Genomic DNA, 18,882 nt, shown 5'->3' with positions numbered 1-18,882 from the left:
CCCTACGATCGGCGGCGTGACAGTCCTCGTGCAGCCAGGAGAGGCGCCCGTCGTCGTCGAGGAGCCGCCTACGGATCGTGCGGCGGTACTAGACCCGCCACCGTCCGGAGACCGCTTGCGCGGGTGGCTCATGACGGCCGTCGTGACGCTGATCGGTGCCGTCGTGCGCTTCTGGAACGTCGGTTATCCGACGGACAAGGGCACGCCGATCTTCGACGAGAAGCATTACGTGCCGCAGACGGCGCAGGTGCTGCGCAACGGCGGCTACGAGGACAACCCGGGCTACGAGCTGATCGTGCACCCGCCGCTCGCCAAACAGCTGATGGCGATCGGCCAGGAGCTCTTCGGCTACGACGGCCTCGGCTGGCGGTTCGCCTCGGCGCTCGCCGGCGCGATCACGATCCTGCTGATCATCCGCATCGCCCGCCGCCTGACCCGCTCCGACCTGCTGGGCGCGCTCGCCGGCATCCTGCTCATCGCGGACGGCGTCTCGCACGTCCAGTCGCGGATGGGCATGCTCGACATCTTCATCGCGCTGTTCGTGGTGGCCGCGTTCGGCTGTCTGGTCGTGGACCGCGAACAGATGCGGGCGCGGCTGGCCGTCGCCGTGCGCGAGGGCTTCATCAACAACTCGGCGTTCGGCCCGTCGATCGGCTTCCGCTGGTGGCGCGTCGGCGCGGGCGTGATGCTCGGTGCGGCGTGCGGCATCAAGTGGTCGGGCATCTGGTACATCGCGGCGTTCGGTCTGCTGACGGTGATCTGGAGCGCGCTGGCCCGCCGGGCCGCGGGCGTCGAGGAGCCGTGGCTGGGCGCGCTGGTGAAGGACGTCCTGCCGTCGCTGGGCGGCCTGGTCGCGATCCCCGTGCTCGTCTACGTCGCGACGTGGTTCCCGTGGATGGCGAGCGAGACCGGCATCGACCGGCACGTCGTCGGCACCAAGGTCCAGGACGTCGCGTGGATCCCCGACACCCTGCAGTCGCTCTGGTACAACGCGAAGAACGTCTACAAGTTCCACGTCGAGCTGGTCACCTCGGAGACCAACCGGCACCCGTGGGAGTCGAAGCCGTGGACGTGGCCGATGGGCCTGCGTCCGATGCTCTACTACTACGACAACTCCGTCACGGGCTGCGGCGCGGCGTCGTGCCTCGGCGCGATCATGCTCATCGGCACGCCCGCGATGTGGTGGCTCGCGTTCCCGGTCATCGGCTGGGCGATCTTCCGCACCATCGGCCGGATGGACTGGCGCTACGCCGGCGTCCTGGTCGGCTACGCCGCGGGCCTGCTGCCGTGGTTCCTGAACCTCGACCGGCAGATGTACTTCTTCTACGTCACGCCGATGGCGCCGTTCCTGGTGCTGCTGATCGTGCTGGCGCTGGGCGAGATCCTGGGCCGCCGCACGGCCGGTGCCGAACGCCGCGGCACCGGGCTCCTGGTCGTGGCGCTGTACGTGGGGATCGTGGTGGCGAACTTCGTGTGGCTGTGGCCGATCCTGAACGGCAACCCGATCACACCGGAGATGTGGCAGCAGCAGCTGTGGCTGCCTAGCTGGCGCTGATCTCCAGCGCACGTTCCCTGGTCAGGTCACCTTCGAGCCGGAAGGTGACCTGACCTTTCTGCCACAGCAGGGTCTGGGCCGCCTTCTGCGGTTCCTCGGTGTGCCACTGGCCGTCGCGGTCGATGTAGAAGAAGACGTGCGGGTACGGGATCCAGATCTTGTCGCCGACCTGCTCGACTCCGTCCTGGTGGACGAGTTTGCCGATCGTCGAGCTGATCGTGCCGTCGAACTGGTCGAGCCTCAGGTCGCCGTAGTGCAGCGTGACGAACCGTCCTTCGTGGACGGTGACCTTGTCCGGCGTGCCGAGCCTCGCCGGCAGGTGGATCTCGAACGGCATCTGCTTCCTGGCTTCGTCGAGCGAGACGTCGTTGCTGGGCAACGGAGGCGCGACCCGCGCCGGTGGTTCGGTGCGGAACTCGACACCCGCGAACTCCAGCAGCTGCTGGACGCCGGCCCGCACCGCCGGGGACACCGCGAACGCGATGGCGAACGCGGTGAGTGCCGCCACCAACGCCTTGAGCCAGCGTCTCCGGGGCGCGTTGATGCGGGTGAGCACCGCGGCCGTGACGTCCGGCGGTTCCGGCACGTGGATGCGGCGGCCGAGGTCTCGCAGCGCTTCCGCCTGGTCATCGATCATGGGCCACCTCCTCCAGCATCGGGCGCAGTTTCGCGAGGGCTCTGGACAGCCGTGACTTCACTGTTCCCTTGGCCAGGCCGAGGGTCTGCGCGGTCTCGGCCTCGCTCAGGTCCAGCAGGTACCGGCACGTGACGACCTGCCGGTCGTGCTCCGGCAGGCTCTGCACGGCCTTCAGGAGCTTCGCGCGGGAGTCGTCCACGAGCGTGCCGGGATCGTCGTGGTCGACGGTCTCCGTGACGGCAGCGAGCTTGAGCTCCATCAGGTTCCGCCGCCGTCGCCCGCGATGCAGGTTCTTCGTCTCGTTGGCCACGATCTTGAGCAGCCACGGCTTGAAGTCCAGGCCCTCCTTGAAGGTGCCGAGCTTCCGGTACGCCTTCACGAACGCCTCCTGCACCACGTCACCGGCGTCCGCACCGGCCCCGAGCAGGTACGCCGTCCGGTGCGCGAGCGCGGTGTACCGGGCGACCAGCTCGCCGTAGGCCGCCTGGTCACCTGCGATCGCCCGTGCCACCGCTTCGTCCGTGATGCCCTCTCTACACCGGGAACCACACTTCGGTTCCCGGTGTATTCGCGTCATGAGGATTCTCTTACTGATGTGCGCTTTCCTGCTGATCAGCGCGCCTTCCGCCGTCGCGGGCGGCTGGGCGGTGACGTACGTGGACCCGGTGCCGTCGATCCAGGCCGACACGACCCACACCGCCGGGTACTGGGTGCTGCAGCACGGCACCCACCCGTTCTCGGGCGATCTCGGCAAGACCGGCCTGCGCTTCCAGTCCGGCGCCGACTCGTTCGAGTTCCCCGGCGTCGCGCTGGGCGAACCCGCGCACTACGCCGTGACGTTCTCCCTGCCCGCCGGGACCTACGAGGTGTTCGGGGTGCAGGGGGCGTTCCAGGAGCACCCGCTGGGCACGCTGACCGTGCCGGGCACGTTGCTGGTGAAACCGGTGGACCCGCAGATGGCGCAGGGCGCCGGCAGCGTCTGGCCGTGGAAGACGATCGCGCCGCCGTTGAAGCCCGGGGTGTCGGCCTCACCCGCACCGGCCGCCGTCACGGTGCCGGACCCGCCTTCGGGAAAGCCCTTGCCCGTGTGGCTGGTCGGGCTGGTGGTGGTCGGCGCCGCCGGGGTGTTCCTGCTGCTGCGCAAGCGGTTGAGGCCTTCGGCCCGAAGGTGAGTGGTGAGGCGATCGGCGGAAACCGCCTCACCACTCTTCGCATGGCATCCCGTGAGATGCCGAGGCTTCCGGGTGGACCACGGCTTAGGTCGGTGAACGGTGGATCACCGTTACGGACCGGTCCAACGTTCACCCGGTTCGCCTAGGCGTCGACCGGTACCTCGTGCGGAACCGGTGCCGCGACTTCGGCGGGAATCTCCTGCTCGGGCACCGCCGCCGGGGCCACGAGCTCGGGCCCGTCCTGCGACGACGGCGCCGTCGACACCAGCGCCACCGGAACGTCCGCGGGCGGCACGAACGCGGCCTCGGCTCTGATCTTCGGCGGCGTGGCGGCCCACGGCTTGAGGTTCTGCACGATCTCCTCGTAGAACGACGACACCGCGTTCAGCACGGAGTCGATGAACGAGTTCCGGCCCGTGCCGCGCTTCGTCCCCATCTGGACCGAGATCTCGACCCGGAACCCGCGGATCTCCTTCTGCGGGTCGGCGATCAGCAACGCCGGGTTCGCCCGGACGGCACCCAGCAGCTCCGACGCGCCCGCTCCCCTGCCGTGCGCGACGAACGCCTCCAGCCGGACCGAGTCGGGCGCGTTCTTCAGCTGCCGGAGCAGCCAGTTGATCCGCGTCGCTGGACGGCCCTCCCTGGGGCCCTCCAGGTCCACACCGCAGATCACCCGGCCCGCCCGCAGGTCGGCGACGACGTGCAGCGTCCCGACCGTGTCGGGAATGCGGATCCCTCCGGACAGCCTGCCGTCGGCCACCAGCTGCGCGAGCTGGCGGGCGAGGCGGACCTGGGGCTCGGCGAGGTCCTTGCGGGACAACGCCGGTGTGACGTCGGTGCCCAGCCGGCGGCCGAGCTGCAGACCGGCGAAGCGGAGCAGTGCCTCGAACCGGAGCACCACGTCGGGTGCGATCTTGTCGGTCGTCCGCAGCGTGCGAGCCTCCACCGCGTCCCGCAGCGGCACCCACGACTGGCCCATGTCCTCGAACGCCATCGCTCCCGACCGCGGGTGTTCGAGGTACCTGATCAGCTCGCCGAGGACCCACGCCTGGTCGGGGTCGGCCACCCCGCGGTGCTCCTTCTGCATCACGGCCTCGCAGAGCACCTCGCTCCACGACCAGTGGTGGAGCGCCACCTTCCTGAGCTTCTTGCGATCGACCGGAGTCGGGTGCTGGCCGGGAAGCGGCGAGATCTCGTTCGAGATCGTGATGACGGCGTCGTACCCGAACCTGCACGCGACGTCGAGGTAGTTCTCCAGCTGTTCGGTCTGGAGCTCGTTGGACCCGGTCTTCACCTCGACGAGCGCGGTCCACGACCTCTGCCCGCGCGTCACCCGGATCAACCCGTCCGGGATGAGCTTGCGGCCGTCCAGGTCGAACGGCACCTCGATGTAGGTCTGCACGGCGGCGGCGGGCGCCCCCAGTGGCTGGGTCAGTGCCCGGCCGAACTCGCGCACCGCCGACATGACGGCCAGCAATGCCGATGTCGCCCGTCGCTCTTGTTCTTCAGCACCGTTGATGCCCGAAGTCGGAATCAGGCGTGCGGCATGCCAACTCTCTTCAGCGGTCATAGTTCCCTCGCATGGCGGCTTTGCGGTCAGGAATCAACGACGTCGTCGTTTCGCCCTTTATGACCGTTAGCCACCGTGTGAGGGTTCACCCGCTTCGCCTACATCGGCATGTGCCTCGTCGGCGGCGGAGTCGGCTTGCTGATCATCTTCGTCACAGGGCCTTCCTTGCTCATGCCCTGCTGGTCGAGGAACTGCGACAGCTGCCCCCGCACCTGAGCCAGCGACGGACGGCGACCCGGTTCCGGGTCCATCGCCGCGAGCAGCAGCCGGGCGTGCGCGCTGTTCTGCGGCAGCTTGGTGATCGGTTCGCCCTGGGCCGCGGCCATCAGCGAGGAGATCGGGTTCTCGCGGGAGCCGCGCGGCGGGTGGCCGGTCAGGGCGTACGACACCGTGGCGGCCAGCTGCCACGAGTCCGACGCCGGGGACGCCGTCTCTCCTCGTGCGGTCTCCGGCGCGAGGAAGTCCGGGGTACCGACCATCATGCCGGTGGCGGTGAGGGTGCTGTCGCCCTTGGAGCGGGCGATGCCGAAGTCGATCAGGTGCGCCGTGCCCTGGCCGTCGACGATCACGTTGGACGGCTTCACGTCGCGGTGCAGAACGCCCCGGTCGTGGGCCGCTGCCAGGGCGTCTGCCATGTTCAGCCACAGGCGGGCGGCGAGCTTGTCGTCGATCAGGCCGTTCTTCAGCACCGTCTCGGACAGCGACGCGCCCTCGATGTACTCCATCACCAGGGCGAGGCCGTCCGGGTCCTGGACGATGTCGAAGACCCGCACGCAGTTCGGGTGACGGACCGCGGCCAGCGCGCGGGCCTCGCGGAGCATGCGCGCCTCGGTCTCGTTGTCCGGGGCGTGCGCGAGCTTCACCGCGACCGTGCGGTCGAGCTGCTCGTCGACGGCCAGCCAGACCGTGCCGAAGCCGCCGGAACCGAGCTGGCGGACGCGGCGGAACCGGCCGTTGCCGGGGTTCCAGACCTTGCCCGACTTCTGCACCGGCGCGGGCGACTCGGCGTTGGCCGCGCCCGGACCGAACGGCAGCGGGCCCGGGGTGTCCGCGAGCACCGCCGGGTTCGACGGCTGCGGGGCCTGGGGCTGCGGCATTACCTCGGCGACGCGCGTCGGCGGGTACTGCCGGGGCGGCGGCTGGTTCTGCGGGTGGTTCGACGGCTGCGGTTGCGGCTGCGTCACCGGGCGCATCGGCCGGTTCATCGGCGCCGGCTGGTACTTCGGCACCTGTGCCGGCTGGTACGGCGGCGGGTTCTGGCCCGGGTTCTGCGGCGGCGGCCGGTGGGCAGAGGCGTCGATCGGCTTGGTCGGCGCCTTCTTCTGCGGTTGACCGGGCGGGAGCTGGTTGTTCTGGTTCTGCGGCGTGCGCGCCACCGGCTGCGGTGGCGGCGAGTTCTGCGAGTTCCGGTCCTGGGACCGGTCGCGGCCGGGGCGGTTCAGCATGGCGGTAGTCAACCCGAAAATCCGCACCACGAGTGAGCCGATTATCGCAATCGGCAGAAACCCGAGGAGCACATGGCCTACGAGGGTCACGGGGAATGCCGACGTCGTCACCAGCAGTACCAGGAACATCGGCCAGAACACCCGGCGCGGCCAGTTCGGCCCGAGCCGGAACGCCGAACCGGACTGCAGCATGACGAACAGCAGGCACAGCAGAGCGAGCGCGACGGTGATGCCGGCGGCGGCCAGGAACAACGGCTGCGCGGTCGGCCGCTGGATCACGGCGACGATCGACGGCGCCCCGTCGACCAGGTAGCTGCCCTGGGAGAACGAGCCGAAGCAGGTGGCCTCGTCGAGCGAGTCGGCGCCGGTGATGGTCCGCTGGCTCAGCCCCTGCACGGTCCCGCGCATGATGAGCCACGGCAGCACCAGGCAGCTGGCGACGCCGAGCACGGTGAAGATGGCACCGGTCACGGGCCCGTAGGAGTTGCCGACCACCCGGCGCACCGCGATGGACAGCAGCGCCCCGATCGTCGGGAACAACCCGAGCACCGCACCGAGCGCCGTGGTGGTCCACACCCAGTCACCGGGGCAGACACTCGCACCCACGAAGCCGTGCAGCCACGTGAGCAAGGACTCAGCGAGCCCCACGACTCACACCACCCCTTCCGAGATCACCCCCAGCCTAGGCGACCTGTCACCCCGCGATGCGTGATTGGTTTGCGGCCGACGCCACAGCAACCCTTTTCTTGATCACCGCGTCGTACCCCCTCCATCGCACGTTGGGCCTCTTGGCTCTTACACGTTGCGATGGACGGCTTCGTTGACAGAAGTCGTCCGTTCTGCGCGATTCGTTATCGAAGGCAGCACGAACGAACACCCGGCGAACGGGTGGAAGAAACGGCGTCAGCCGCCGTTGACCTGGTGATCCGAGAAAGTGCGAGAACTCCCCTGCCCCGCCGTCGCGCTGGATGTCCGCGAGGCCGGATCGGGCGCCACCGGCAGGTCACCGAGTCCCGCGACGAACTCGATGGTCCACAGGTGCCGCGCGGCCGGGTCTCGTTCCGTGAAGGAGTCGGACAGGCCGTACGTGACGACGCGGGTGTTCTGCTGGTCGTGCATCTCGACGGTGATGGCGGAGCCGAGCAGCCCCTTCTCACCGGGTGCGCAGACCAGTTCCAGCCGGGCTCGGACCCACTGCGGCTCGGTGGCCGGGTCCGCCTCCAGTTCCTGGGAGACCGCGGCGCAGGACGTGCCGTGGGCACGGGCGATCAGGGCGGCCCGGAAGACGACGAGCTCACCGGCCGTGCAGCCGGTGAGAACGCGTGCTTCTACAGCTGTCTCCGTGCTGGAGACGACAGGACGGGCGGCCGTGCACCGGGCGGTGGGGGCTTCGGTCGACGCCGCTGCACCGCTGGAGGTGACGGCCACGAGTAATAACGCGGCGACCACAGATCTCATGAGAGAAAACTATTTGTGGACGCCGCGTTGTTCACTCAACTTCACCCCATAGATGGGTGACCGCGATAGATGCGGAAAACCGTCAGTGGTCGTGATCGTGGTCGTGCTCCGGCGCGAACGGCTGGTAGACGTAGAACATCGTCACCGGTTCGTCGCCCGCGATCGTCTCGTGGTCGACACCGGGCGGCACGAACGCGTACGAACCCGCCGTCGCCTCGACCCCGCCGATGCTCACGGTGCCGTCGACGACCCACGTGTGCTGCGTCGCCGACGGGTGGTTGTGGCCGACGTCGCGCGCGCCCGGCGCCATCTGGATCAGGCCGACGATGGTGCCGCCGTCGGGCGACTTCCACAGCAGCTTGTTCTGCAGCCGTTCGTCGCCGTGCAGCGGGAACGACTTCAGCTGGGCTAGGGCTTCAGCGGACAGGACCGTGACCTTGTCCTGCGGCGCGTCGCTCATGGGTACAGCCTTTCGGGAGCCGAACGAGCTTACGGCCGTTATATAGACGAAAGTGCTGTTCGCATTACGACGGGCGACCCGGAATCGCTCAGCTCAGACGCACCCGGTCCTCCTGGTCCGGCACCGGGACCTGGAACGTCCTGTCGCCGAGTCCGACGACGTTCGGTTAGGCCGCGCTCGTGTACGGGCTGACAGGCCTCCGGCGCGCTCGCACGCCCCCACCAACAACGGACGAATGAGGCACGCGGGAAGAAGGCACCCTCGAAACAGGAAAGCACGCGGGACGCAAAAGAAGAGAGCCGGTGGTCAATGACCACCGGCTCTCTTCTTGCGTGGAGCTGAGGGGAATCGAACCCCTGACCTTCTCGATGCGAACGAGACGCGCTACCAACTGTGCTACAGCCCCTTGCTGCCTTACGTGGAGAACTATAGCAGTCCCGAGAGGGGGTGTTTCACCACCCCCACCCATGACCCACTACGCCCCGACAGCACCTCGGTACCGCAGCGACTCCAGTCCGTCCAACTCGACGAAGACCGGGTCCTCGTCGTCGGAGTCGACCGGGATGGTGCCCGGACGCACGTGGTGCTCGAAGCGCGGCAACGGCGGCAGCGCGGGCCTGTCCTCGACGACCTCGACCTGGGTGGTCGGGGCCTCCTCGGACACGGCGGCCGCCTGGCGCGGCAGGTCCGTGACGACGGGCGCCGCGACCTCCTGCTGCTGCGGGCCCGTCGCACGACGGCGGCGCACCTGCTGCAGACGGGCGAGCCGGCGTGCGCGGATCTCCTCCTCGATCCGCACCTGCCGGCGCAGGTACGTGAGGTAGCCGATGAGCACCAGGTCCAGCGCGGCGTGGCCGTACCAGAGCTTCGCGTAGAACACGCCGGCGACGATTCCCGACGCCACCGCGGCGACGAAGAGGAATGCCACCACTCTGCGGCGGAACGCGTACTTGGCCTGGGCGACCAGCGCGGCGGTCTCCGGGTCGTAGCCACCACGGCCACGCCGGAACGGGCGCTCGACGTACTCCTCCTCGTCGAAGTAGTCGTCGTCGATGTCGTGGATGTCGTCGTACTCGGCGTCCGGCATGGCGTCGTACTCCTCCCCCACGCTGCGCGCACTCTCCTGGCGCTTGCGGGCCATCATGGGGACGAGGACCACGAGCCAGGCGACGACCAGCGCAACGATGATCAGCGAACTCGGCATTCCCCGTTCACCTCCCCCGGCCCACGCGTGGTGCTGACAACCACGCTAGTCACAACAGTCACACCTGTGTCGGAGGCTCGCCGACTGCTGTACGTACGAAAGTGTGGTCTATCACCCACTTTTGGGGGAAGCGATTAGGACGAACGGAAGCAATCGTCAGGGAAGACGGGCCTCTCCGCGTGCGACCAAACGGCTCACTAGGCCATCCGGGACCTCTTCGGTCGTCAGCGCGAAGCAGAGGTGGTCGCGCCACTGCCCCGCAACATCCAGATAACGCTTGAAGAGGCCTTCCTCGCGGAAGCCGGACTTCGTCAGCACCCGAATCGAGGGGCCGTTCTCCGGCCGGACCGTGGCTTCGAGCCGGTGCAGTCCGGCGTCGCGGAAGGCGTGGTCGGTGAGCAGCGCCACCGCCGCGGTCGCGACACCTCCGCCCGCCCGATCAGCGGCCACCCAGTAGCCGATCCAGGCGGACAGCAGCGAGCCGCGCACGATGTTGCCGACGGTGATCTGACCTGCGACCTCGCCGTCCACGAGGATCATGAACGGCAGCGTGGTGCCGCGCCGGGCCATGCCGCGCAACGACGACCACTGCGCGGGCCAGGACATCGTCGCGTTGCGCTCGTCCCAGCCCTCCACCGCCGTGGGCTCCCACTGCTCCAGGTAGGCGCGGTCGCGGATGCGCAGCCTGGACCACTTACCGCCGTCGAAGAGCCTCGGCCCTCGCAGCTCGACGGTTCCCGCGCGCACCTGGAGAGGCCCCAGCCGGACCGGCCAGCCGGGGTGTCTGCCCAGATCGGCGAAAACGCTCATCCACGCTGCGCTAGGAAGCTGACCAGCACCTCTTCACCGACGGAGATCTCGGTGACGTCCTCGTCGACCATGATCAGGCAGTTGGCCTCGGCCAGGGACGCGAGCAGGTGCGACCCGGACGTGCCGAGCGGCTGCACCAGGTACTCGCCGTTGTCCGCGTCGCGCAGCAACTGGCCGCGCAGGAAGCCGCGACGGCCCTTGGTCGACTGCAGCGGCGACAGCAGGCGGGCGCTGACAGCGCGGCGGTACGGGTTCTTCTTGCCCAGCGCGGCCCTGATCAGGGGCCTGACCAGCACCTCGAACACCACGAGCGCGCTCATCGGGTTCGCCGGCAGCAGGAACGTCGGCACGGCGTCCGGGCCGAGCCGCCCGAAGCCCTGGGCGGAGCCGGGGTGCATGCCGACGCGGGTGACGTCCATGTCTCCCAGGTCCGCGATCGCGGCCCTGACCTCGTCACCGATCGTGCCGCCCACGCCACCGGCGATGACGACGATCTCGGACAGCAGCAGCCTGCCCTCGATCACCTCGCGCAGCCGGCGCGGGTCGGCCGACATGATGCCGACCCGGCTGACCTCCGCGCCCGCGTCTCGTGCGGCGGCGGAGAGCGCGTACGAGTTCACGTCGTAGACCTGGCCCTGGCCGGGCGTGCGGTCGACGTCGACGAGCTCCTCGCCGAGCGAGATGACGGACACGCGCGGACGGGGGTGCACGAGCACCTTGTTGCGTCCGACGGCGGCCAGCAGACCCACCTGAGCAGCACCGATGGACGCGCCGCGGCGCACCGCGACGTCCCCGGTCTGCACGTCCTCACCGGTGCGGCGGACGAACCCGGCGGACGGCACGCTGCGGTTGACCGTCACCTTGGCCTGGTGGCCGTCGGTGTAGCCGAGCGGCACGACGGCGTCGGCCAGGGTCGGCAGCGGAGCGCCGGTCGCGATCCGCACCGCCTGGCCGGGCTGCAGCCTGCGCGGCTGCCGGGAACCGGCCGGGATCTCACCGACGACCGGCAGCTGCACGGGACCCGCGTTCGCACCGGACACGTCGACGCTGCGCACCGCGTAGCCGTCCACGGCGGCCTGGTCGAAGCCGGGCAACGCGCGTTCCGCGACGACCTCCTCGGCGCAGAGCAGGCCCTGCGACTCGGAGATCGCCACCCGCACGGGTGCGGGCCGCACCGCGGCCGCGATCACCCGAGCGAGCTGCTCGTCCACTGACCTCATGTGATTGGTCCTCGCGCTCAGGAGTTGTCGAGGCGTTCCCGCAACCACTCACGCAGATCGGGTCCGTACTCAGGGGTCTCGAGTGCGAAGTCAACCGCAGCCCGCAGGAATCCGGCGGGATTGCCGAGATCGTGTCGCCCGCCGCGGTGGACCACGACGTGCACGGGGTGACCCTCGTTGATAAGCAGCGCAATGGCATCCGTGAGCTGCAGCTCGCCGCCCGCGCCCGGCGTGATGCGCTTGAGCGCGTCGAAGATCGCCCGGTCGAGGAGGTACCGGCCGGCCGCCGCGAACGTCGACGGCGCGTCCTCCGGCTTCGGCTTCTCGACCATGCCGACGACCTGCTTGACGTCGTCGCTGCCGGTGTCGCGGACGTCGAACACGCCGTACGCGGAGATCTGCTCGCGCGGGATGTCGAACGCCAGCAGGACGCTGCCGCCCTTCTCCTGGCGGACCTCGGCCATCTTCTTGAGGGCACCGGTGGGCAGGATGATGTCGTCGGGCAGCAGGACCGCGACGGCCTCGTCCTCGCCCGTCAGGTTGCCCTCGGCGCACCCGACGGCGTGGCCCAGCCCGAGCGCCTGGTCCTGGATCGCGGTCTCGGCCTTGATCAGCTTCGGCGCGCGCTGGATCTTCTCGACCAGGTCGGACTTGCCCTTGGCGGTCAGCGACTGCTCGAGCTCGGGGTTCTCGTCGAAGTAGCTCGCGACCGACGCCTTGGTCGGCGACGTCACGATGACCAGCTTCGTCGCGCCGGCCTCGGCCGCCTCGCGCGCCACGTACTCGATGGCGGGGGTGTCGACGAGGGGCAGCAGTTCCTTCGGCACGGCTTTGGTCGTGGGGAGGAAACGGGTGCCCAGACCGGCCGCGGGCACGATAGCGGTGTGGAAGGCGCTGCTCATGGGCTGCGATGCTAACGACATACCGAGGGATACCCACCATGACGTCCGATCTTCGTGACCTGAAGGCCACGCTGCGTTCACGGTTGCTGGCCTCCCGGCGTGCCCTGACCGCCGAAATCCGCGAGACCGAGGCCGCCGCGCTGGCCGCGCACATCGCCGCGCTGGACGTTTCGCCTGACCAGACGATGTGTGCGTTCATCCCGGTCGGATCGGAGCCCGGCGACGCCTCGTGGCTCGACGGGCTGCGGTGCCGGGTGCTGCTACCGATCGTGACCGGCGACTCGCCGCTGGACTGGGCGGTGTACTCCGGGCCGTCGTCGCTGGCGCCCGCCGGGTTCAAGCTGCTCGAACCGACCGGTCCCCGGCTCGGTGCCTCGGCGGTCGCTGGAGCCTCGCTGGTGCTGGTGCCCGCGCTCGCCGTGTCGGTGTCCGGGGTGCGGATCGGGAAGGGGCAGGGGCACTACGACCGGTCGTTGCCGCTGGTCAAGGCCCCGTTGGTCGGTGTCGTGCGGGACTGCGAGGTGCTCGCCGAGGTGCCTGGCGAGGCTCACGACGTGCGGATGAACGGCGTGTTGACGCCCTCCGTCGGGCTGCGCTGGCTGTGACATTGACCTGGGGTGTTTGCGCTCCGGGAAGGTCCTGGGCGAAAATCGTGTTGGCACTCACAAAGGTCGAGTGCCAGAGCTAGGAGCAGACCCAGTGCCTACGTACCAGTACGCCTGCACCGCGTGTGAGCACCGGTTCGAGGCTGTGCAGTCGTTCAGCGACTCCTCCCTCACCGAGTGCCCCGAGTGCTCGGGCAAGCTGCGCAAGCTCTTCGGCGCCGTCGGCGTCGTGTTCAAGGGCAGCGGTTTCTACCGCACGGACAGCCGTTCGGGCTCGTCCGCGAGCGCGTCGTCCTCCACGACAGCGTCCTCTTCGGACGCCAAGTCGACCTCGTCCTCCTCGACGTCGTCGTCCTCGTCCTCGGACAAGAAGTCGTCTTCGGACTCGAAGTCCTCGAGCGCTCCGGCGGCCGCCGCGTCCTGAAGATCGCGAGTTGTCCACAACTTGCGACCAGCCCCGTTCGTCATGCCTCCGACCGTCCTACGGTCGGAGGCATGACGCTTTCCACGACCGTCCTCGACCGAGTCCGCACGCTGTCGCGCCGCCGTCCTTCCGTTGCGTGGCGCCGTTTTCTCGCCCTGGGTCTGGCGTTGGCGGCCCTGTCGACGTTCTTCTGGCCCGACGTGGGCCATCCCGCGGTGGTCGCCTCGCGGGATCTGCCCGCCGGGGCGTCGTTGTCGGCCTCCGACCTCCGGCTGGTCTCGTTGGCCTCACCCGTACCGGGGACCTTTGCCGATTCCGGGGCGGTGGTCGGCCGCGCGTTGTCGTCGCCGGCGCGGGCGGGGGTCCCGCTGACGGACTTCGACCTCTCGGCGGCGGGCGAAGATCAGGCCGCGGTGGCCGTGCGGGTGGCTGACCAGGGCCTTGCCGCCGTGGTGCGGCTGGGCCACCGGGTCGACGTGGTGTCCGCCTCCGGCGAGGTGCTGGCGGAGAACGCGGCGGTGCGGGAGACGCACGGCCAGGTCGTCGTCCTCACGTTGCCGAGACTTAATGCAACTCGCGTGGCCGCGATGTCACTGGATCACGCGTTAGCAGTTACTCTCCGCTGATGCTGAAGGGATTCAAAGACTTTCTGATGCGCGGAAACGTCGTCGACCTGGCTGTCGCCGTGGTCATCGGCACTGCTTTCACCGCGATCGTCACCGCGTTCACCACGAGCCTCATCAAGCCGCTCATCGCCTCGCTCGGCAGTACCGAGACGAAGGGCCTCGGCTTCTACATCCGCTCCGGCAAGGAGGACACGTACCTCGACTTCAGCAACGTCATCAACGCCGCGATCAACTTCGTGATCGTGGCCGCTGTCGTCTACTTCGTCCTGGTGCTGCCGATCCAGAAGATCCAGGAGCGCCGCAAGAGGGGCGAGGAGGCCGGCCCGTCCGAGCCGACGAACGTCGAGCTGCTGATCGAGATCCGCGACCTCCTCGCGACGCAGCAGCAGACCACGCCGGCGCAGCAGACCATCGCACCGGACCGCCGCGGTCCCGCGATCTGACCTACCCGTCCCCGCCGAGACGAAGCGCGCACACGCCGCTCCACAGCGGTCCGCGCGCTTTGTCCTGGCACCACAGTCCACGCCCTTGTGGACGCACCTGGGATCGCTTGTCCGGGGATGGGGACGCGGGGCTCGGAGCCAGGCCTCTAGCGCAGCGCTCAGCGACAGCCAGAGGCGCTAGCGCAGCCGGCTCTCCTGCGACAGCCAGGCCCCTGGCGCGGCCGAGGCCCATCGGCATCAATTCCCAGGCCCCGAGGCCCACCAGCAGGCTCCACGAGCCGGGCGGCACCACAGCCGTCTCAGCCAGCCTCGTCATCCCAGCCGGGGTCACGCAGCAGCGTCAGCCACCGTGATGCGGCGGCCGGTTCTCGCGGTACCAGGCCTCACGGTCCTCCGCGCCGCCCGGACCCCCGCGCTCGTCCGACGTCGTCTCCGGGAGCACGTCGCCGAACACCTCCGCCAACCGGCGACGACGCGCAACGGCGTCGTCGTCGGCCGGCTTCGGTGACTCACTCTTCGTCAAGACCGCTCAGCTGCTCGATCACGTAGGGCACCAACGCGGACAGCGTCGCCATGCCGTCGCGGACCGCGGAGCGCGACCCGGCGAGGTTGACGACCAGCGTGCTGCCCGAGACGCCGGCGAGACCGCGCGAGATGCCCGCGTCGACCGCGCCCGCGGCGAGACCCGAGGCGCGGAGTGCCTCGGCGATGCCGTGGATGGGGCGGTCGAGCACGCCCTGCGTGGCGTCGGGGGTGACGTCGCGCGGGGACACACCTGTGCCGCCCACGGTGACCACGAGGTCGACGCCACCGATGACGGCCGTGTTGAGAGCGGCCCGGATGTCGACCACCTCACCCTCGACCGCGACGGTGCCGTCGACGATGAAGCCCACTTCTTCCAGAAGTTCGGTGACGAGGGGACCGGAGTTGTCGTCCTGCTCGCCGTGCGCCACCCGGTCGTCCACGATCACGACCAAAGCGCGGCCAAGGCGCTGCGCGCTGCGTTCCATACCGATCACCGTAGCGGGAGTCGGACTTCGAAGCGGCAGCCAGGACCGTGGTTCTGGACGCTGATGCTCCCGTGGTGGGCGTCGGCGAGGCCTCGTGCGATGGAAAGGCCCAGTCCGGCGCCGGACGGATTGCGCGCGGACGAGCCGCGGAAGCCCACGTCGAAGACTTGTGGCAGCACGTCGTCGGGTATTCCGCCGCACGCGTCGTCCACCCGCACCACTGCTTCGGGTCCGTCCACATCGACCTGGACGGCGATCGTGCCGCCCTCCGGCGTGTGGCGGATGGCGTTCGACACGAGGTTGCGCACGACACGCATCAGTTCCGGATCGGAGCCGCGGACGACCGGCCACGAGCGGGCGTCCGCACGCAGCTCGACGCCCTTGCGCGCGGCGACCGGGCGGGAGGCGGCGACGACGTCGCTGACCACGTCGGCCAGTGCCACGTCGTGCATCGGCAGGTTCAGCGCGCCCGCGGTGATCCGCGAGAGCTGGAACAGGTCGTCGACCAGCTTCGCCAGGTGGTCGGCCTCGTGGGCGATCTGCTTGGCGTAGACGGCGACCTCGCCCGGTTCCGAGACGACGCCGTCCTCCAGCGCCTCGGTCATGGCGCGGATCCCGGCCAACGGCGTCCGCAGGTCGTGGGAGATCCACGCGACCAGCTGCCGCCGGGACGCCTCGGCCTCGCGCTCCCACATCGTCCGCCGCGCGATGGCGCGGCCGAGCATGATCGAGAACGGCACGGTCACCGCGCCGACCAGCGCGCACGCCGCGAGAGCCGCGTTGAGCATCGGCGTGAACATGAACTGGCTGACCACGAGCACCCCGGCGATGGTCGCCACCACCGGCACGATGACCATGACGGTCATCGCGGTGGTCAGCGACACGCGGCTCAGCCTGTCGAACACGGGTCGTACCTGTAGCCGACGCCCCACACCGTGCTCAGCCGCCGGGGCTTCGCGGGGTCCTCCTCGATCTTCTCCCGCAACCGTCGCACGTGGACGGTCACGGTCGACTGGTCGCCGAACTGCCAGCCCCACACCCGCTCCAGCAGTTCCGCGCGACCGAACGCCTTGCCCGCGTTGCCGATGAAGAACGCCAGCAGGTCGAACTCGCGGGTGGTCAGCTGCAACGGCTTCCCGTCGAGGGTCGCGGTGTGCGCGGCCACGTCGAGCACCAGGTTCCCGTCCCGGACCACCCGCGGCTCGTAGGCCCGATGGGCCCGCCGCAGCACCGACGAGACGCGCAATGCCAGCTCACGCGGGCTGAAGGGCTTCGTCACGTAGTCGTCCGCGCCGATCTGCAGCCCGGCGATGCGGTCTTCCTCCTCGCCGAGCGCCGTCAGCATGACGACGGGCGTGCCGGCCCGCTCCCGGATCCTCCGGCACACCTCGAGCCCGTCGATGCCGGGCAGCATCAGGTCGAGCACCACTATGTCCGGCTCCTGCGCGGCCATGAGCCGCAGCGCCTGCTCCCCGTCACCGGCGAGCTCGACCTCGTACCCGGCGTGTTCGAGGTAGCGGCGCACCACGTCGCGCACCGTCGTGTCGTCGTCGACGACCAGCACCCGTTCCACCACGTCACCACGCTAGGCCACGAACGCCTGCCGGGCCCGCATCCGTCACACGGACGTAAGAAGAGGCCCGCTCCTGTGTGCGGGGCAGGTGCTCACAGGAAGCGGGCCTCTCCGGGGTCGTCACGACCGGTTTCCGGCGGGCGGCGGATGCCGGAAACCGGTCGTCCCCCGACCTATCCCACCTCGACGCCGTCGAGGGTGGCTTCCACCGTCCTGTTGTCGGACAGCGTGATCGTGACCTTGTCGCCGGGTGCCTTGGACCGGACGGCGGCCACCAGCGTGTCCGACTCGTCGATGCGGCGGTCAGCGAACTTCGTGATCACGTCACCGGCCTTGAGCCCGGCCTTCTCGGCCGCGCCACCGGAGGTGATCTCGGAGATCCTGGCGCCCTGCTCGGTCGACTCGACCTTCACGCCGAGCACGGTCTGCTTGGGCTTGCCGGACTTCACGATCTCGTCGATCGTGCGGCGCGCCTGGTCCATCGGGATCGCGAAGCCGATGCCGACGGAACCGGCCTGGCCCTGTCCCTGGCTCGGGCTGTAGATCGCCGAGTTGATGCCGACGACCTGGCCCTGCATGTTCACGAGCGGTCCGCCCGAGTTGCCGGGGTTGATCGCGGCGTCGGTCTGGATGGCGTTCAGCACGGTCGCCTGCGAGTTCGACCCGCGGTCACCGCCGGCCGAGACCGGGCGGTTCACCGAGCTGACGATGCCGGAGGTGACGGTGCCGGACAGCTCGAAGGGCGAGCCGATCGCGACGACGGCCTGGCCGGTCTTCATGTCACCGGAGTTGCCGAGCTGCACGACCGGCAGTCCGGAGACGCCGTCGGCCTGGATGACGGCGATGTCGGAGCTCGGGTCGCGGCCGAGGATCTTGGCGGACGCCGTCCTGCCGTCGTGGAAGACGACCTTGATGTCGCCACCGGACGCGGCACCCTCGATGACGTGGTTGTTCGTCACGATCTGGCCGTTGCCGGAGATGATGAAGCCCGAGCCCTCACCGGCGCCGGACCGCGTCGTGACCTGGATCTGGACGACGGACGGCAGCAGCTTGTTCGCCACGTCCTCGACCGAGCCCGCGGGGGCGTTGGAGGTCTGCGAGGCCGGGCGGGGCGAGTCGAGCGAGCTGACGGACGACGACTCGTTCGCGAAGTTGTAGCCCAGGTAGCCGCCGAGGCCACCGGAGAGGCCGCCCACGAGCAGCACGAGTGCCGCGACACCCGCCACGACCTTCCCCCGGCCCTTGGGGCGCGGCGGGCCGGGCTGGGGCTGGTAGCCGGGCGGGAGGTAGTACTGACCCGTCTGAGGGCCCTGAGCAGGCGCGGCGAACGGGTTGGTCCCGGCGTGCTGCTGCGCGAACGGGCCCGAGTGCGGTCCGGCGGGCTGGTCCGCGCCGAACTGCGCGGTCGTGGCGCCTGGGCCGAGCGGGTGAGGTTGGCCGGACCCTGAGGGGGGAAGCTGCTGGCCGGGTCCGGACCCGCCGAGCTGCGTCTGGCCCGCGTCAGGTGAGGGCACCTGCGGCTGGGCCGAAGTGAAGGAGGCGGGCACGTCGCCCAGGCCGGCGGGGGCGCTGTGTGCCCCAGCCTGGCCGGATCCCCCCTGCAAAGGATCCGGCTGGCCGGGTTCCGGCAGCGACGGGCCCTGCACCCGTGCGCCGGAGTCTGTCTGACCGGCGTCCGGCGCGGAGGTGGGCTCTTCCGGCTGCTTCGCTGGCTTGTCGCTCTCGGTCATGGGGCAAGTCTGTCGGGTCGTCCTGAGAGAACCCTTAA

21 protein-coding genes and 1 tRNA gene are annotated in these 18,882 nt (G+C 69.6%); 6 read left to right on the top strand and 16 right to left on the bottom strand.

Annotated elements, in window-relative coordinates:
• The first annotated feature begins 16 nt into the window (after positions 1–16).
• On the top strand, positions 17–1,555 hold the full coding sequence (locus ACWF7A_RS16040; protein WP_452251208.1) for a dolichyl-phosphate-mannose--protein mannosyltransferase: 1,539 nt from the start codon (positions 17–19) through the stop codon (positions 1,553–1,555).
• On the opposite strand, the gene ACWF7A_RS16035 is transcribed toward ACWF7A_RS16040, so the two are convergent.
• Together ACWF7A_RS16035 and ACWF7A_RS16030 are read right to left on the bottom strand one after the other, a co-directional pair.
• Positions 1,542–2,192, bottom strand: coding sequence for a hypothetical protein (locus ACWF7A_RS16035; protein WP_452251207.1), 651 nt, complete (start codon positions 2,190–2,192; stop codon positions 1,542–1,544). The genes ACWF7A_RS16040 and ACWF7A_RS16035 overlap by 14 nt on opposite strands.
• Positions 2,182–2,703 carry an RNA polymerase sigma factor gene (locus ACWF7A_RS16030; RefSeq protein ID WP_452251206.1) on the bottom strand — a complete coding sequence of 174 codons (522 nt, stop codon included), beginning with the start codon at positions 2,701–2,703 and terminating at the stop codon, positions 2,182–2,184. The genes ACWF7A_RS16035 and ACWF7A_RS16030 overlap by 11 nt, the downstream gene beginning before the upstream one ends.
• A gap of 64 nt (positions 2,704–2,767) precedes the next feature.
• Between ACWF7A_RS16030 and ACWF7A_RS16025 the strand changes: the two genes are divergently transcribed.
• Positions 2,768–3,364, top strand: coding sequence for a hypothetical protein (locus tag ACWF7A_RS16025; protein ID WP_452251205.1), 597 nt, complete (start codon positions 2,768–2,770; stop codon positions 3,362–3,364).
• 142 nt (positions 3,365–3,506) lie between these two features.
• Here the strand turns inward: ACWF7A_RS16025 and ACWF7A_RS16020 are convergent, their stop codons facing one another.
• The 9 genes from ACWF7A_RS16020 to ACWF7A_RS15980 form a co-directional block, all read right to left on the bottom strand.
• Positions 3,507–4,829 carry a hypothetical protein gene (locus tag ACWF7A_RS16020; protein ID WP_452251204.1) on the bottom strand — a complete coding sequence of 441 codons (1,323 nt, stop codon included), beginning with the start codon at positions 4,827–4,829 and terminating at the stop codon, positions 3,507–3,509.
• 203 nt (positions 4,830–5,032) lie between these two features.
• Positions 5,033–7,027: a protein kinase domain-containing protein gene (locus ACWF7A_RS16015; RefSeq protein ID WP_452251203.1), complete on the bottom strand. Its 1,995-nt coding sequence runs from the start codon at positions 7,025–7,027 to the stop codon at positions 5,033–5,035.
• 255 nt (positions 7,028–7,282) lie between these two features.
• Complete coding sequence (locus tag ACWF7A_RS16010) at positions 7,283–7,837, bottom strand: hypothetical protein (protein WP_452251202.1); 555 nt, start codon at positions 7,835–7,837, stop codon at positions 7,283–7,285.
• 82 nt (positions 7,838–7,919) lie between these two features.
• Entirely contained in the window at positions 7,920–8,297 is a 378-nt protein-coding gene (locus tag ACWF7A_RS16005) for a cupin domain-containing protein (RefSeq protein ID WP_452251201.1), read from the bottom strand.
• A 333-nt stretch (positions 8,298–8,630) separates the two neighbouring features.
• Positions 8,631–8,703 (bottom strand) — tRNA-Ala (locus tag ACWF7A_RS16000).
• Between the two features lie 69 nt (positions 8,704–8,772).
• A complete protein-coding gene (gene sepX / locus ACWF7A_RS15995) occupies positions 8,773–9,501 on the bottom strand; it encodes a divisome protein SepX/GlpR (protein WP_452251200.1) in 729 nt (242 codons plus the stop codon).
• A gap of 156 nt (positions 9,502–9,657) precedes the next feature.
• Positions 9,658–10,311, bottom strand: coding sequence for a GNAT family N-acetyltransferase (locus ACWF7A_RS15990; protein WP_452251199.1), 654 nt, complete (start codon positions 10,309–10,311; stop codon positions 9,658–9,660).
• Positions 10,308–11,531, bottom strand: coding sequence for a molybdotransferase-like divisome protein Glp (gene glp / locus ACWF7A_RS15985; protein ID WP_452251198.1), 1,224 nt, complete (start codon positions 11,529–11,531; stop codon positions 10,308–10,310). Before glp ends, ACWF7A_RS15990 begins: the two co-directional genes overlap by 4 nt.
• Positions 11,532–11,548: 17 nt before the next feature.
• Positions 11,549–12,433 (bottom strand): UTP--glucose-1-phosphate uridylyltransferase, encoded by an 885-nt coding sequence (locus ACWF7A_RS15980; protein WP_452251197.1) that lies wholly within the window; start codon positions 12,431–12,433, stop codon positions 11,549–11,551.
• A gap of 38 nt (positions 12,434–12,471) precedes the next feature.
• On the opposite strand from ACWF7A_RS15980, the gene ACWF7A_RS15975 reads away from it, so the two are divergent.
• From ACWF7A_RS15975 to mscL, 4 genes are all read left to right on the top strand, one after another.
• On the top strand, positions 12,472–13,038 hold the full coding sequence (locus tag ACWF7A_RS15975; RefSeq protein ID WP_452251196.1) for a 5-formyltetrahydrofolate cyclo-ligase: 567 nt from the start codon (positions 12,472–12,474) through the stop codon (positions 13,036–13,038).
• A 94-nt stretch (positions 13,039–13,132) separates the two neighbouring features.
• Positions 13,133–13,462, top strand: a complete 330-nt coding sequence (locus tag ACWF7A_RS15970) for an FmdB family zinc ribbon protein (RefSeq protein WP_452251195.1) — start codon at positions 13,133–13,135, stop codon at positions 13,460–13,462.
• A 71-nt stretch (positions 13,463–13,533) separates the two neighbouring features.
• On the top strand, positions 13,534–14,088 hold the full coding sequence (locus tag ACWF7A_RS15965; RefSeq protein WP_452251194.1) for an SAF domain-containing protein: 555 nt from the start codon (positions 13,534–13,536) through the stop codon (positions 14,086–14,088).
• Complete coding sequence (gene mscL / locus ACWF7A_RS15960) at positions 14,088–14,531, top strand: large-conductance mechanosensitive channel protein MscL (RefSeq protein WP_452251193.1); 444 nt, start codon at positions 14,088–14,090, stop codon at positions 14,529–14,531. Before ACWF7A_RS15965 ends, mscL begins: the two co-directional genes overlap by 1 nt.
• A 340-nt stretch (positions 14,532–14,871) precedes the next feature.
• Here the strand turns inward: mscL and ACWF7A_RS15955 are convergent, their stop codons facing one another.
• The 5 genes from ACWF7A_RS15955 to ACWF7A_RS15935 all read right to left on the bottom strand — a co-directional run bounded on the left by ACWF7A_RS15955 (position 14,872) and on the right by ACWF7A_RS15935 (position 18,844).
• Positions 14,872–15,054 carry a hypothetical protein gene (locus ACWF7A_RS15955; protein WP_452251192.1) on the bottom strand — a complete coding sequence of 61 codons (183 nt, stop codon included), beginning with the start codon at positions 15,052–15,054 and terminating at the stop codon, positions 14,872–14,874.
• Complete coding sequence (locus ACWF7A_RS15950) at positions 15,041–15,541, bottom strand: MogA/MoaB family molybdenum cofactor biosynthesis protein (protein WP_089909148.1); 501 nt, start codon at positions 15,539–15,541, stop codon at positions 15,041–15,043. Before ACWF7A_RS15950 ends, ACWF7A_RS15955 begins: the two co-directional genes overlap by 14 nt.
• Before the next feature lie 5 nt (positions 15,542–15,546).
• Entirely contained in the window at positions 15,547–16,407 is an 861-nt protein-coding gene (locus tag ACWF7A_RS15945) for a sensor histidine kinase (RefSeq protein ID WP_452251535.1), read from the bottom strand.
• Between the two features lie 23 nt (positions 16,408–16,430).
• Positions 16,431–17,117, bottom strand: a complete 687-nt coding sequence (locus ACWF7A_RS15940; protein ID WP_452251191.1) for a response regulator transcription factor — start codon at positions 17,115–17,117, stop codon at positions 16,431–16,433.
• A 170-nt stretch (positions 17,118–17,287) separates the two neighbouring features.
• Positions 17,288–18,844 (bottom strand): trypsin-like peptidase domain-containing protein, encoded by a 1,557-nt coding sequence (locus ACWF7A_RS15935; RefSeq protein WP_452251190.1) that lies wholly within the window; start codon positions 18,842–18,844, stop codon positions 17,288–17,290.
• Between the last annotated feature and the right edge of the window lie 38 nt (positions 18,845–18,882).

It is taken from the genome of Lentzea sp. NPDC055074 (assembly GCF_053608005.1).
The sequence above is the reverse complement of the archived record's forward strand: the minus strand, read 5'-3'. Positions and strand labels throughout refer to the sequence as shown.